Raw genomic sequence first — 14,270 nt, forward strand, 5'->3', positions numbered from 1 at the left:
GAACCAGACGCCTGTCACAAAAAATTCATTAATTTATCAAGCCGATAGAATATTTATCGCATTAAGTTTTTTGCTATTTCAACGACACAGTGACGAGTACCTCCCTCTCTCGAGACACTGTGATGCTTAACCGTTCCCTGCGTGCTCAAGTTCTTGCCCTGCTCTGCGGCAGTCTCTTGCTGCTCATGGCTATTTCAATCGTTTCCTTCAAATTTCTTTCCGGGAGCGTTCAACGCTATCAAGGTCTTCTGGCCAATGAGATACGTAGTGTTTTGCTGATCGACGAAGCCAACCTGAATTTTAAAACCCAAGTTCAGGAATGGAAAAACGCCCTCTTGCGCGGCAAGGATGACGCCAAGCGCGAAAAACATTGGAATGCCTTCCAGGCAGAAGAGCAAAAGGTTCAGGTACTGCTGTCTGACCTGAGCAAGCAGCCGTGGTCAGATAGCTCTATCGCACAAGCCATTCAAAGCCTGCAGACCGAGCACAAGACGCTGGGTACAGCCTATCGCACAGGTTTCGAGCGCTTCAGGGCTGCCGGCTTTGACCCGGAGGCAGGCGACAAGGCTGTTGAAGGTATCGACCGTAGCGCCACCGCCCAGATGGCCGATCTTGTCACCAAACTGCACAAGCACAGTAACGAGCTATCCACCCAAATCAGTGCACAGGCCGACACCACCTTCCTGGCAGGCCTGATTGCCTTGATTGGGGGCGGTATCGCCATCCTTGTTATCAGCCTGTGGCTGGTCAATCGCCGCCTGGTCGTACCGATCAGTGAGCTCATCGGCCATATCAACCAGCTCAGTCATGGCAACTTCAGCGTAAATATCCAATCCAGCCGCCAGGATGAACTCGGTCGACTGGCGGGAGCCGCCAGTATTCTGCGTAACTTCCTGTCCGATACATTCACGCGCCTCAAGCAGAGCACCCAGGACCTGGACTCTGCCAACCGCGACCTGAACGCCATTGCCAGCCAGATGGCTCAGGGCAGCAACGAGCAGTTCTCCCGTACCGATCAGGTGGCAACGGCCATGCATGAAATGTCGGCTACTGCCCAGGAAGTCGCACGTCACGCAAGCGAAGCCTCCCTTGCTGCTACCGAAACCGATCAGGCTGTTCAGCGCGGTAGCGTCGTCATGCAGGGCACCATCAAGACCATTGTCGACATGAGCGACGAGATTGCCGGTACGGCCTCTGTCATCAATCAGCTCGAAGAAGACAGCGTGCGTATCGGCAAGGTAATGGAAGTCATCCACGGCATTGCTGAACAGACCAACCTTCTGGCGCTTAACGCGGCCATCGAAGCCGCCCGCGCGGGTGAGGCCGGTCGCGGATTTGCGGTTGTGGCCGATGAGGTCCGTAACCTGGCGCGTCGCACAGCCGACTCGACCAACGAGATCAACCAGATCATTGCCAACGTTCAGACCGGCACTGCCAACGCGGCCAAGGCCATTCAGAACGGTCAGAGCATCAGTGAGCGCAGCGTCACACAGGTGAAGGAAGCTGGCGCGATTCTGGACACCATCTCGGTCTCGGTCGACTCGATGCGCGCCAAGAACATCCAGATTGCGGCAGCAGCGGAGGAACAGACATCAGTCAGTGAAGACATTGCTCGTAACCTGACTGAAATTACGGCCATTGCCAGCGCCAACCAGGCCCAGGTTGAAAAGACGCAAGACGCTGCGGTGCACTTGCAAAACCTGTCCCAGGGACTGGCCGAGCTGACCAAGCGCTTGGGCGCAGCCTGATTGACCTACAGCCATCCGCCCCCTGCAGGCGGATGGCTGGTTTCAGGTAAAAGCCAAACGTGCCATTCGTCCCTACCGCGAACGGCTTTCCCGTGGACTACTCTAAATTGTCTTTAGCGGGAGCCCTGGCATGAAAAATCTCCGGCATACCGACAGCGCACACGTTACGCCTAGTAAAACCACGCCTTTACCCTTCCGCCCCGGCCCGCTTGTGTGGGGCTCCCTGGCCGTCGCGGCATCAGCCATGCTGGTCCGCCATTACAGCTGTCAAGCGGAAAAGCAGCACCCACCGGCAGGCACCTTTATCGAGGTGGATGGTATCCGAATCCATTACGTCGAATACGGCGAGGGACAGCCCCTTGTGCTTCTGCATGGCAACACGACCATGGGTACTGACTTCGAGTTGAGCGGGCTTGTCGAGCGCGCAGCTCGTACCTATCGGGTCATCATCTTTGACCGCCCTGGGTATGGCTACAGCGAGCGCCCGTCGTCTATCGTCTGGGGTCCGCTCGAACAGGCCCATTTGTTCAATCGGGCCTTTGCCGCAATGGGTATCGACCGCCCTATCGTTCTCGGCCATTCCTGGGGCGCATTGGTGGCCATGGCGCTGGGGCTCGACTTCCCACAGTCTGTCCGAGGCCTTGTGCTGCTGTCCGGCTATTATTACCCGACCGTTCGCCCTGATATTCCCATGGCGGCTTTGCCGGCCATCCCCGGTGTGGGTGACCTCATGTGCCACTCCGTTTCACCGCTGCTGTATCGCAGCATATGGCCACTCATGATGAAGCGAATGTTTGCGCCCGCCAAAGTGCCCGCCCGCTTCAAGCGATTTCCGGCCTGGATGGCCTTTCGTCCTGTGCAGCTTCATGCCAGCGCAGCCGAAATAGCCCTGATCATTCCCGCAACGCTACAACTCAAGGAGCGTTACAAGACGCTGACAGTACCTTCCATCATCATGGCGGGACGCGAGGATCGGCTGGTTCATACCCATGTGCACTCGGGCAGGCTGCATACCGAGTTGCCGGAGATGGATTTCCGTGTCATCGAGGGCGCCGGGCATATGCTGCATCATCTGGCACCGCAGGCAGTACTCGACGCTACTCATACCTTGGCCGAACAGACACCGTCGGGTTGAACCTGTCTGGACAGTATTCATGAACAGGCGCCGGGCTCAGGTAATATAGGCGCCTTTTCCTGTAACGCGACGCTCAATGAACTCGATACCAGCCCGCATCATTTTCTCCAGCGCCCTGCTGCTCCTGGCTTATACCGCCTTGAGCCATACCCGCCTGGGCACGCTGCTCATCCCTATTCGTGACGCACAAACGCCCGACAATCAGGTGGTGCTGACCGTTGCTGTTGCGACCTTCGTATTGGTAGTCATGCAGATTGCCGCCTGCGTTCCCCTGGGCTTTCTGAGGGATCGCTTCTGGGCCAGCGCAATGGCGTGTGTCCTGCGAGTGCCGTCGTGGCTATTTACTTCTATCAGTGCGGTCATGTGCCTGAGCGAAGCGCTGGCTAATCCTGCTTATTGGGCACCCTGCCTTGCGTACGCCGCCGCAGCGGCCGTGATCCTGTGGCAGGACTACCGGCTGCTCAAAAGCGCCCGTGTCAGCCCTCGCGCCTGAAACCGTCGGGTCCTACCTGCTAGTTATGCTTTTAACGTCAGTCTGAGCGGATGATCACGCAACGTAAGGCTTCATTGATCTTTTGAAACAACTCCGCCTCGCAGGCAGTTGTCAGAACGGGGCACTCTCGCATTCCATCCCTCGGACAGACCTACACGTGAAGTGTCAGAGATAAACAAGTCATAGGGGATCTCAGACGCAATGACCGCTACCGAAACCCGCCGCGCCCTTCTGCTGATCAATAAACGCGCCCGCCGTGGGAGTGAATCCTACACGCCTATCGTTGAAAAGCTCAGCCAGGGCGGAATAACCGTAGTCGAACCTACCGGAGGGGAAAACCTTTCCATCAGCGAGAAGATCAGACAGGCCAAGGGATGCGACCTGATCATCGTCGGCGGCGGCGACGGCACGTTGAACGCCGCAGCTCCCGCCCTGATTGAGGCCGGCCTGCCCGTCGGCCTCCTGCCGCTCGGCACTGCCAACGACCTGGCCAAGACACTGAATATTCCTCAGGACCCGCTCGAGGCCGTCGACATCATTGTGCGGGGGCAGCTGCGAGCCATCGATGTAGGTGTCGTCAACGATCATGTCTTTCTCAACGTCGCCAGCATTGGCTTCAGTGCCGATCTGGCTGATCAGCTGACCGCGGATATCAAGAAGAAATGGGGCAGTCTCGGCTATGGCCTGACCGCCTTTCGGCTACTGCGCCGCTTTCGCCGTTTCACCCTGTATATCGAACATGACGGACAGGTGGAAAAGGTCCGAACGGTCCAGGCATCCGTGGGCAATGGCCGTCACTATGGTGGTGGCATGACGGTGGAAGAATCCGCAACCGCCGACGATGGACGCCTGGATTTCTATAGCCTTGAGGTGAAGCATTGGTGGGAACTGATCGCATTGCTGCCCAGCCTGCGCAAGGGCACCCATGGCAAGGCAGATAAGGTCAGGGCGTTTCAGACAACCGCTATCCGGCTGAACACCCGCAAACCCATGCCTATCAATACTGATGGAGAGCTGACCACCTACACACCCGCTCTCTTTTCTATCAAACCCAAAGCGCTCAGGATCTATCGTCCGTAGAGCGCACCTATCGAACCATGGGTGAAAGAATCGGAAACACTCGCACCTGCCTTATTCAGCTTCAGTTAAGCCCAACCCCCGTAGGCTATACGCCCAGAATTTTGAACCTGACCTAACATGCAGAACGCTCTCTCCTCCAAAACGATGGCAACGGCCTTGGCCTGCTTGCTAGTGGCAGCCGCGATAACCGCAGGTGCCCAGCAGCGCCTGTTTGAGCAGGTCTGGTTCCGTCTGGAACAGCGCTTCAGCTCCGAGGAGGCCCAAGGGCAAGCCCTGTGGTTGCCTGACTACCATGTCACAATCGATGCCAAGCCACTGGGTAATGACGAAGACATGTCAGCGCTGACCTTCGACGCCAGCCGCCAGACGCTTTTTACAGTAACCAACAAAGACTCGCACCTTATCGAGCTTTCGCTCTCCGGTGATGTGCTGCGTCGTATTCCGCTGCGGGGTTTCGGTGATCCGGAAGCGATCGAATACATTCGTCCCGGCGTCCTCCTGATTACAGAGGAACGTAACCATCGTCTGATCGAAGTGCATGTCAATGATCAGACCCAGGTGATCGATATTGCCGACCCAGCTAATGCCAAACAGTTTTCGCTCAGCGCAGCGGATAACAGCAACAAAGGCTTCGAGGGCCTGGCCTACGACCCCAAGGAGCAGCGCCTTTTTGTTGCCAAGGAAAAGGACCCGGTCCGCATCTTCGAGATCAACGGCTTTTTGACCGCCTCGCCCGACCAGCCGATCGACATCGACGTGCATGTCAACGCACAGCGCGACCGGGATTTGTTTGTGACCGACCTGTCCAGCCTTCACTATGATACGAGTACAGGCCATCTGCTGGCCTTGTCTGATGAATCCAAGATGATCGTGGAAATGGACGCCAACGGTAAGCCGGTCAGCTCCTTCAGCTTGAGGGGTGGTAATCAGGGGCTTGCCAAGGATGTTCCCCAGGCTGAGGGCATGACAATGGATGATCAGGGCAACCTGTATGTGATCAGCGAGCCCAATCTATTCTACGCCTTCAAGAAGAAGTCATAGGCCTTGTCGAGCTCTTTATCCGCAAGGCTCTGGTGAGCCTTGCGCTGCCGGGTTACGCTGTACGGCGTTTCCATCCTGCCCGTGCCCTGAATGAAAGTCACCCTCGTTACGTATCTGGTTCGCTACCCGTCTGCAAGCCTGTTACTTATCCAGCTATTGGGCATCGTGCTCTATCCCTTCATGGAGAACATGCCGGGTGGGCGAGCCGTCTTTGGCGCGTTTGGCGTCATCGTGCTGGTTGCTGCCCTGCGAATGGTCCGTCGCAGTCCAATGCTCCACTCGATTGCCTTCATTCTGGCCGCGCTCATTCTGTGCTTGGCTATCGTCAGCGAGATCTGGCCCAACCAGGCCGTTACGGTTGCCTCCGCCCTGCTGGAAGGCGCCTTTTACTTTTACGCAGCCGCCAGCCTGATTGCCTACATGATGGAAGATCAGCGCGCATCGACCGATGAGCTGTTTGCCGTAGGCGCAACCTTTACTCTGCTGGCCTGGGGGTTTGCCTATGCCTTTACCGTTTGCCAGTTGCTTCTGCCAGGCAGCTTTACCGCCATGCAGAACCCTGAGGCACCACGGACCTGGATGGAACTGCTGTTCCTGAGCTTTACCACGCTTTCCGGCGTAGGGCTGGGTGATGTTCTGCCTATTTCACCGCTTGCCCGCGGTCTGGTAATGCTCGAGGAGTTTGCAGGCGTCATGTACATCACTCTGGTAGTGGCTCGCCTGATCAGCCTGACGGTCATCAAGCGGTAGAACCAACCGGTCGACCCTTACAAATGACAGTCCGGCTTTTAGCACCTGACACACCGATAGCCCATCGATATCATCCCGCCTACATACCTGTTACCCAGACAGGCCGACGGTTGGGCAGCCGGCGTGATAGACAGTCTCTCGAGTGCTGGATAGACTGGACCGCTCGCCAATCCCTACCTTTCCAACGTCGTTCATTCGTGACCTGATCGTGAGCGAAGCTGTGCCTGTGCGCTGCCGGACTCATGGCAATGCATTGGCCCCTACCGCCAGGTACCTTATGTACCGCGCCCTTCTTTTTATACCGGCATGACTACCATCGAAAACGAACATCTGCGTCTGCGTATCGCCGAACTCGAAGCCGAAAATACGGCGTTCAAGGCCGTTGCCGAAACGACTCACCAACAGAACCAGCGCCATCGGGATATTCTGAACAGTGCTGTCGATTTTGCGATCATCACAACCGACCAGTGCGGTCGCATTACTCACTGGAACTCTGGTGCAGAGCAGGTCTTTGGCTGGACAGCCGAAAGTATACTAGGGACCTCTATCAATCGCCTCTTCACCGTAGAGGACCAACTCCAGCAGCGCGCCGAATGCGAGATGCAACGCGCCCTGGAAAAAGGTCGCGCCAGTGATGAGCGTTGGCACCAGAAGAAGGACGGCGCCCTGTTCTGGGCCAATGGCGAGATGATGCCGCTCCGATCAGCCGATGGAACCCACCTGGGTTTTCTGAAAATCCTGCGCGATCAGACCCGGCAGCAAAAAGTGATTGAAGCTCAGCAGGCCGACGCCGAGTTCCTGCGCAGCGTGTTGGCCTCCTCTGACGACTGCATCAAGGTGCTCGACCTTGACGGCAAACTGCTTTACATGAGCCCAAACGGCCAGGACGCTATGGAAGTCAGCGACTTCAATGCCATTGCGGGTTGCCCCTGGCCGACCTTCTGGCAAGACAAGGGGAGCCAGGAAGCGAAAGAGGCCATGACGCTGGCCCGCGCGGGTCAGGTTGGCCGGTTCATCGGGCAGGCCAATACCCTGGCAGGAACCCCTAAGTGGTGGGATGTACAGGTCACGCCTATCCTCGGCTCTCATGGGAGGCCTGAAAAGCTGCTCTCCATTTCGCGGGACATTACTGCGAATCACTCTATCGAGAATGCGCTGCGCATTTCTCGCCAGATGAACAGCCTGATTCTCAATTCGAGTCAGGATTGCATCGTGATCATGGATCTCGAAGGACATACTCAGTTCGTGAGCCCCGGCGGTATAGAGTCCATGGAGATTACGGATCTCTCTTCCGTACTGGGCAAGCCGTGGATCCGGGTATGGAAAGACGCGGATCTGGAGGCGGCACGCAACGCCATCGCAAGTGCTCGTGCCGGAGGGACAGGACGTTTCCAGGGCTACTGCCCTACCCACACAGGAAAACCCAAGTGGTGGGATATTGCTATTTCCTGCATACCAGGCGCAGACGGCACGCCTGAAAAACTGCTCTCCATTGGCCGCGACATTACCGAGCGCACCCGTGCTGAGCTGGCGCTGAAGGAAAGCGAAACCCGCCTGGCTTCCATTTTCGACGAAGCCTCGGTAGGCCTGTCCGAGATCAGCCTCGACGGCCGCTTTCTACGGGTCAATGACGAGCTCTGCCGCCTGTTGGGTCGCTCTCGCACAGAGATGTTAAGCACAACCGCAAAGACCGTTACCCTGGCTGAAGACCAGCCCAAGACGTTCGAGGCGCTTCAACATGTCCTGGCCACCCGACAGCCGACTCGCCTCGACAAGCGCTACCTCCGCCCCGATGGCACTATCGTCTGGGCCAATAGCAATCTGACCTGTCTGAACGATGATGAAGGCAATCCCCGCTCTATCATTGCCGTGACCATTGATTTCTCGGCTCGCAAGGCAGCCGAAGACCGGCTCAAGGCCAGCGAAAGCCAGTTGAGGGAGCTGAACGAAACGCTTGAGCAACGTGTCGAGGAACGTACCCGCGAGCGCGATCAAATCTGGCGCACCACGCCAGATCTGGTCTGCACCGCCAGCCCGGAAGGCTACTTTCTCAACCTCAACCCTGCCTGGAGCGAAACCCTGGGCTGGTCGGAGCAGGAACTGAAGGCACGCCCCTACAAGGATTTTCTCCACCCAGACGACCTGGAACATACCGTGCAAACCAAGCGGCTACTCACGAACGGCCAGGTCTTGTCAAATTTCGAGAACCGCTACCGGCACAAAGATGGCAGCTATCGCTGGTTATCCTGGAACTCCCAGCGTCGTGATGGGCTGTTCCACAGCATTGCACGCGATATCACCACGATAAAGGCGCAGGCCGAAGTCCTGCATCAGACGGAAGAACGGTTGCGCCATAGCCAGAAAATGGAAGCTGTGGGCCAGCTCACCGGCGGGCTGGCCCATGACTTCAACAACCTGCTCACCGGGATTTCCGGTAGCCTGGACCTGCTCAAGACGCGCCTGATCCAGGGACGCTTGAACGATCTGAATAAATACATCACCGCCGCCCAGGACTCTGCCAATCGAGCCGCGGCCCTGACCCACCGATTGCTGGCCTTTTCCCGTCGCCAAACGCTCGACCCCAAACCGACCCAGGCCAACCAGTTGATCGAAGGCATGCGTGAACTGATCACACGTACCGTAGGACCAGCCGTGTGTATCACGACCGATCTCAGCGAAGCACTCTGGCCCACGCTCTGTGATCCCCATCAGCTCGAAAATGCCCTGCTGAACCTGTGTATCAATGCACGAGATGCCATGCCGGATGGTGGTCGATTACTCATTCGAACCGAAAATCGCTACCTGGATGAGACCAGCGCCCATGAGCGCGACATGAATCCGGGTCAGTACATCGTGACGGAAGTATCCGACACGGGCACAGGCATGTCGCCGGAAATCATAGAGCGCATCTTCGACCCGTTCTTTACAACCAAGCCTATCGGCAGGGGTACCGGGCTGGGTCTGTCCATGATCTATGGATTTGCCAAGCAGTCCGGCGGTCAGGTACGTGTCTTGTCGGAGCCGGGCAAGGGCACCACCATGAAAATCTACCTGCCCCGCTATGCAGGCTCGGTCGAGGCCGGTGCGGAGCAGGTTAGATCAGGGGATGCACCACGCACGAGAAAGGGTGAAACCGTACTCATCGTCGATGATGAGCCCACTGTACGCATGCTCATCAAAGAGGTACTCGAAGAGCTGGGCTACAGGGCAATCGAAGCGGCTGATGGCGCGTCAGGGCTTGCCATCCTTTCCTCCGCTGCACATATCGATCTGCTGATTTCAGACGTAGGATTGCCAGGGGGCATGAACGGCCGCCAGATGGCCGATGCCGCCCGCCATCAACGCACGGATCTGAAGGTTCTGTTTATTACCGGCTATGCGGAAAATGCGGTAGTAGGCAATGGCAACCTGGAGGACGGGATGCATCTCATGACCAAGCCTTTTTCCATGGAGTTGCTGGCAACCCGTCTGGACACTATCCTCAAGAAGCGGTGAAAGGTTGCGTCCAAAGGAACTATCCTGAGCGCGACCCCAAGAAAATGAGGCACCAATCGCTATATGCCAATGCCCTACCGTTTTGCAGTTTGGATAGGGCGTTCTGTCACTTGCCAGAAATAAGCTAAGGTATGCACCTGAACGAGTCGGGACCTTATCGCAATCGGTGTGTCCAACACGAGTGACTGCGGATCATTTACGAGCGTGCCCTCACACGCCGTAACATCCGTTCTATATCCTTAGCGTGGTAAGCCCGAGCCATAGACTTGAGCTTGAAGCCGTTATCAGGTACCGGAACCTTGCAGCAAAAGAAAGAAACCCTCTTCGATCGCCTGCAACAGTGGGTGTTACGCCATGAATGGCCTACCCCCCTACGCTATGCTGTTGCAGGGGCGGCTGTCATTGTCAGTGCGGGCATTCGTCTGGCCCTGCCTGTCCTGGGCCTGCCGTACCTGCTGTTCATTCCGCTTCTGATGATTATCGGCTTCACGCTGGGCCTGGGGCCTGGTCTGTTCGCCACCGTTGTTGCTGCCCTTGCAGCGGCCTACCTGTTTGTCTCTACCCCCTTCACGTTCGATCTCGATCTGCTTCAGTGGGCAGCCAACGCCCTGTTCATTCTGGTTAACTTTGGCATCGTGGCGGTGTGCGCTGCACTCAGAAAGAACCTGATTCGACTGAACGATCTGATGGACACATTAGAGCGTCGCGTAGAGGAACGTACCCGTGAGCGCGACCAGATCTGGCAAACAACCCCTGACCTGGTGTGTACAACTAACGCTGCAGGCTATTTTGTAAGCCTTAACCCGGCCTGGACCAAAACGCTTGGCTGGTCCGACCAGGAGATGCATTCCAAGCCCTTCAGTGAATTTGTCCACCCGGACGATGTAGAGCGCACCGCCCAGGCACTGCACATGCTGCAACGGGGCGACACGGTCTTTCGCTTTGAGAACCGCTACCGACACAAGAATGGCACCTATCACTGGTTGTCCTGGAATGCCGTGGCCCGAGGGGATCAGATTTATGCCACCGTGCGCGATATTTCATCCGAAAAAGAGCAAAGCGAAGCACTCAACCGCGCCGAAGAATTATTGCGACACAGCCAGAAAATGGAAGCCGTAGGTCAGCTTACTGGCGGTATCGCTCATGACTTCAATAATCTGCTGACAGGCATCTCCGGTAGCCTCGAGATGATCCAGATGCGTGTAGCACAGGGTCGTGCTACGGATATCGATCGGTATATTACCGCCGCCCAGACGGCCGCCAACCGCGCGGCCTCCCTGACCCACCGGCTGCTGGCCTTCTCCCGTCGCCAGACGCTCGATCCCAAACCGACCCAGGCCAACACACTGATCGAAAGCATGCAGGACTTGATCGACAGGACGGTAGGCCCGGAGATTACGGTAACCACTAGCCTTTCCTCTGATCTCTGGTCAACGCTGTGCGATCCGAACCAACTGGAAAGTGCCCTGCTCAATCTATGTATCAATGCACGGGATGCCATGCCCGACGGCGGCCAGCTGACAATCCGTACCGCCAATATCTGGGTCGATGAGCGTGATGCCCATGAACAGGACATGCTCTCTGGGCAATACGTTGCCATAGCAGTCATGGACACTGGCATTGGCATGACTCCAGACATCGTAGCGCGGGCATTCGACCCGTTCTTTACAACCAAGCCCATCGGCATGGGGACCGGCTTGGGCCTGTCCATGATTTACGGATTTGCCAAGCAGTCCGGCGGGCAAGCACGCATCTATTCCGAAGCTGGCAAAGGCACCACGGTCTGGATCTATCTGCCGCGCCATCTGGAAGAGAGCAAACCAGAGCCTCAGCAGACTGAACTGATGCGCGCCCCACGTGCAAGCACCGGCGAGACCGTTCTGGTTGTTGACGATGAGCCGATGGTGCGCTTGCTTATCACCGAAGTGCTCGAAGAGTTGGGCTATGCCGCCATCGAAGCGGCCGATGGCGCCTCGGGGCTGAAGATACTGCTCTCCGATATGCACCTTGACCTGCTGATTTCGGACGTAGGCCTGCCCGGCGGCATGAATGGGCGGCAGATGGCCGATGCGGCCCGCCAGGCGCGCCCTGATCTCAAGATACTATTCATCACCGGCTATGCAGAAAATGCAGCCGTGGGAAATGGCAACCTTGAGGCAGGCATGCACGTCATGACCAAACCATTCCCAATGGAGTTACTGGCCAGCCGGATCAAGGAAATTATTCTGGAAGATTGATTATGGCTTGCGCTCTGCCAGCGGAGGCGCTAATGTTTCTTAATCATTTGCCAGCTGTTGGCTGACGCTACCATGAATCATCTGCATACAGGCCAGTTCTCCTCCTCGTCCGCACCGGACGTGGCGTGCCTGCATGCGCGTTTCTCCCTCGCACCACCTGTCGTATCCCTTCCGGTTGTCGTGGCAGTAGTCGCTGCCTGATGACGCTCGGCTGATTACAGCCGTTTTCTTTCTCCAGTCTTGATTGGAACTGCCTACCACAGGCCGTTGGCTGGAGCCTGCTTTTCGTACTGACAGGTGAAATGACAATGTTAGGTTCATTAAGAACCCTGCTTGTGGCCAATAGCGCCACAGGGTTGTTCGTGCTGCTCTGGAGCAGCGGCGCGTTATTCGCTCACGTGGGTGTTACCCACGCTCCTGCATTCGCGTTCCTGCTGTTACGCTTCCTCATTGCGTTTACAGTGCTCTTGCTAATGGGGCTCTGGCGGCGGCGCTGGTTGCCATCGCCGGGCTCTCGCAGCCGGGTAGCCCTCACCGGAGCGCTGCTTATCGGCGGCTATAGCATTTGTTATCTGTTGGCTCTGGATAAAGGCGTTACGCCGGGAGTCCTGGCTACCCTTCTGGGTGTACAACCCATTCTCACCCTGGTGCTGGTTGAAAGACGATTATCACCCCGTCGGCTGGCGGGCCTGCTGTTGGCCTTGGGTGGACTGTCTCTGCTCGTCTACCGCAGCCTGGCGATGACACATCTGTCCTTGAGTGGAATTCTGTATGCGCTGGCAGCGCTCTTATGCATGTCGATTGGTGCCATTCTGCAGAAAGGCCTGAGTCAGCCCCCAGCGGACGTCTTGCCGTTGCAGGTCGGTATCAGCCTGGTACTCTGCCTGCTTTTCGTCCCCTTCCAGCCCATCAGGTTTGAGCTGTCCTCGGAGCTTGTGACATCCGTTCTCTGGATGGCCGTCGTCATCTCCGTTCTTGCACAACTCCTGTTTTATCGACTCGTACAAACCGGCAATCTGGTAAACGTAACCAGTCTGTTTTATCTGGTGCCACTTGTGACAACGCTGTTGGATTACCTGATTCTTGGTCACCGGGTCGACGTACAAGGTGGTATGGGAATGGTGGCCATCCTTATAGGGCTGGTATTGGTATTCCGTCAAAATAAACCTACCAATAATTGACGCAGCCGTGCCAGAAGGACGGTTTCTACCGCCCTTCTGGCACGGGCTTATTTATTGAGGTTTCGTAATAAACAGGTCTGATACGTGTTTTCCATCCCTCTTTATAGGCTATGGATGCGACGCATCAGACTCAATAACGGCAGGACGGCCTGGCATTAGTTGGGCATTGCGATCGTGACAACCAACAAGATACCGAACAAGGTGGAAAGTGTGGCAAACCAAGCCGTAGAGCTGGGTCTTTTACGAGGATATCCGCGGTTTGTTTTTGAAACAGCTGGATATGCAGATTCTGAGTTCATGTCTCTCAAACTGAATAATAGAGTTGCCCGTCAACGACTTCACGGGTAGATGAAGCCAAACGGCGAGCCATAGCGTTCAAACAAGGATGGCTCTACAAGCAAGCGCCACGGTTCAGGACGCCTGTCTCCTTGCACGGCGCATAGATATATCAAACTTTTCAGAGCAGAGAGAGCGAGAGATGTTTGCAAGTTTTTGCATGAAGCGAGGGTTTTGAAAGAGCCGGCCCTGGCAGGCAGGACCGAAACAGGAGGGTATGCAAGCGGCGCATGCTCCTTTGCCCCCCTTCTCTCAATGAGACATCTATTTCCAGACGTGTTCAGGTCAATAGCCCAACAGCCCCTGCGCAGCATCCAGACTGCTTATCTCCACACCGGTGGACAGCGCCGCGAAGAGCACTACCATGTAGCGCGCCATTTCCAAAGCGTCCGCCTCCTCGCAATCCAAGGTAAGGTCCTCTACGTCCCACAAGGGACAACTGACGCACATGGTTTTCTCGTGGGGGTTGTAGGACAGGTGAATCCCCAGGCGTATCTGAAGTCGACGTGACTCACCATCGTCGATATGGGGCAGCCACTGGAAGCTCTCGCCGTTTTCATCCCTGACGATGGGTATGTCCTGCGCCCAATCGATTACCTTCCAACCTAGGGCTTCGGCCGCCAGAGTCAATTGCTGGCGTTGATCAAACGGATCGCTGTCGGTTTCTAAAGCCATACTGTTACTCCATCAGGGCAATGTACTACTTAAAGCATAGCTGGCTGCTTCAAGCAGGCTGAACCTGACAGATAGGCTGTCGGCTTCGCCTGCGATGCA

11 protein-coding genes are annotated in these 14,270 nt (G+C 56.5%); 10 read left to right on the forward strand and 1 reads right to left on the reverse strand.

Features of this window, described 5'->3' with window-relative positions; all coding sequences use genetic code 11:
• Window positions 1–122: 122 nt before the first annotated feature.
• The 10 genes from QWJ10_RS00730 to QWJ10_RS00775 all read left to right on the forward strand — a co-directional run bounded on the left by QWJ10_RS00730 (window position 123) and on the right by QWJ10_RS00775 (window position 13,160).
• Complete coding sequence (locus QWJ10_RS00730; protein ID WP_019366647.1) at window positions 123–1,748, forward strand: methyl-accepting chemotaxis protein; 1,626 nt, start codon at window positions 123–125, stop codon at window positions 1,746–1,748.
• A gap of 130 nt (window positions 1,749–1,878) precedes the next feature.
• Complete coding sequence (locus QWJ10_RS00735; protein ID WP_289923546.1) at window positions 1,879–2,883, forward strand: alpha/beta hydrolase; 1,005 nt, start codon at window positions 1,879–1,881, stop codon at window positions 2,881–2,883.
• Between the two features lie 76 nt (window positions 2,884–2,959).
• Window positions 2,960–3,376 carry a hypothetical protein gene (locus QWJ10_RS00740; RefSeq protein WP_019366649.1) on the forward strand — a complete coding sequence of 139 codons (417 nt, stop codon included), beginning with the start codon at window positions 2,960–2,962 and terminating at the stop codon, window positions 3,374–3,376.
• 201 nt (window positions 3,377–3,577) lie between these two features.
• Window positions 3,578–4,456: a lipid kinase gene (locus QWJ10_RS00745; RefSeq protein ID WP_289923549.1), complete on the forward strand. Its 879-nt coding sequence runs from the start codon at window positions 3,578–3,580 to the stop codon at window positions 4,454–4,456.
• Window positions 4,457–4,573: 117 nt separating this feature from the next.
• Entirely contained in the window at window positions 4,574–5,497 is a 924-nt protein-coding gene (locus QWJ10_RS00750) for an SdiA-regulated domain-containing protein (protein WP_244322513.1), read from the forward strand.
• Window positions 5,498–5,587: 90 nt separating this feature from the next.
• The gene (locus QWJ10_RS00755) at window positions 5,588–6,247 is read left to right on the forward strand and encodes an ion channel (protein WP_019366652.1); all 660 of its coding nucleotides are present in this window, start codon (window positions 5,588–5,590) and stop codon (window positions 6,245–6,247) included.
• 306 nt (window positions 6,248–6,553) lie between these two features.
• The gene (locus tag QWJ10_RS00760) at window positions 6,554–9,742 is read left to right on the forward strand and encodes a PAS domain S-box protein (protein WP_289923557.1); all 3,189 of its coding nucleotides are present in this window, start codon (window positions 6,554–6,556) and stop codon (window positions 9,740–9,742) included.
• 272 nt (window positions 9,743–10,014) lie between these two features.
• Window positions 10,015–11,979 carry an ATP-binding protein gene (locus tag QWJ10_RS00765; RefSeq protein WP_289923559.1) on the forward strand — a complete coding sequence of 655 codons (1,965 nt, stop codon included), beginning with the start codon at window positions 10,015–10,017 and terminating at the stop codon, window positions 11,977–11,979.
• Between the two features lie 72 nt (window positions 11,980–12,051).
• On the forward strand, window positions 12,052–12,180 hold the full coding sequence (locus QWJ10_RS00770; protein ID WP_260466399.1) for a hypothetical protein: 129 nt from the start codon (window positions 12,052–12,054) through the stop codon (window positions 12,178–12,180).
• Window positions 12,181–12,287: 107 nt separating this feature from the next.
• Entirely contained in the window at window positions 12,288–13,160 is an 873-nt protein-coding gene (locus tag QWJ10_RS00775; RefSeq protein ID WP_019366655.1) for a DMT family transporter, read from the forward strand.
• Between the two features lie 621 nt (window positions 13,161–13,781).
• Here the strand turns inward: QWJ10_RS00775 and QWJ10_RS00780 are convergent.
• Entirely contained in the window at window positions 13,782–14,171 is a 390-nt protein-coding gene (locus tag QWJ10_RS00780) for a hypothetical protein (protein WP_074827758.1), read from the reverse strand.
• Between the last annotated feature and the right edge of the window lie 99 nt (window positions 14,172–14,270).

Source organism: Pseudomonas sp. WAC2 (assembly GCF_030403525.1).
Lineage (GTDB): Bacteria > Pseudomonadota > Gammaproteobacteria > Pseudomonadales > Pseudomonadaceae > Chryseomonas > Chryseomonas luteola.

Coding starts and splice junctions, on each gene's coding strand:
- QWJ10_RS00730 (WP_019366647.1), top strand. CDS start 123: ATGCTTAACCGTTCCCTGCGTGCTCAAGTTCTTGCCCTGCTCTGCGGC.
- QWJ10_RS00735 (WP_289923546.1), top strand. CDS start 1,879: ATGAAAAATCTCCGGCATACCGACAGCGCACACGTTACGCCTAGTAAA.
- QWJ10_RS00740 (WP_019366649.1), top strand. CDS start 2,960: ATGAACTCGATACCAGCCCGCATCATTTTCTCCAGCGCCCTGCTGCTC.
- QWJ10_RS00745 (WP_289923549.1), top strand. CDS start 3,578: ATGACCGCTACCGAAACCCGCCGCGCCCTTCTGCTGATCAATAAACGC.
- QWJ10_RS00750 (WP_244322513.1), top strand. CDS start 4,574: ATGCAGAACGCTCTCTCCTCCAAAACGATGGCAACGGCCTTGGCCTGC.
- QWJ10_RS00755 (WP_019366652.1), top strand. CDS start 5,588: ATGAAAGTCACCCTCGTTACGTATCTGGTTCGCTACCCGTCTGCAAGC.
- QWJ10_RS00760 (WP_289923557.1), top strand. CDS start 6,554: ATGACTACCATCGAAAACGAACATCTGCGTCTGCGTATCGCCGAACTC.
- QWJ10_RS00770 (WP_260466399.1), top strand. CDS start 12,052: ATGAATCATCTGCATACAGGCCAGTTCTCCTCCTCGTCCGCACCGGAC.
- QWJ10_RS00775 (WP_019366655.1), top strand. CDS start 12,288: ATGTTAGGTTCATTAAGAACCCTGCTTGTGGCCAATAGCGCCACAGGG.
- QWJ10_RS00780 (WP_074827758.1), bottom strand. CDS start 14,171: ATGGCTTTAGAAACCGACAGCGATCCGTTTGATCAACGCCAGCAATTG.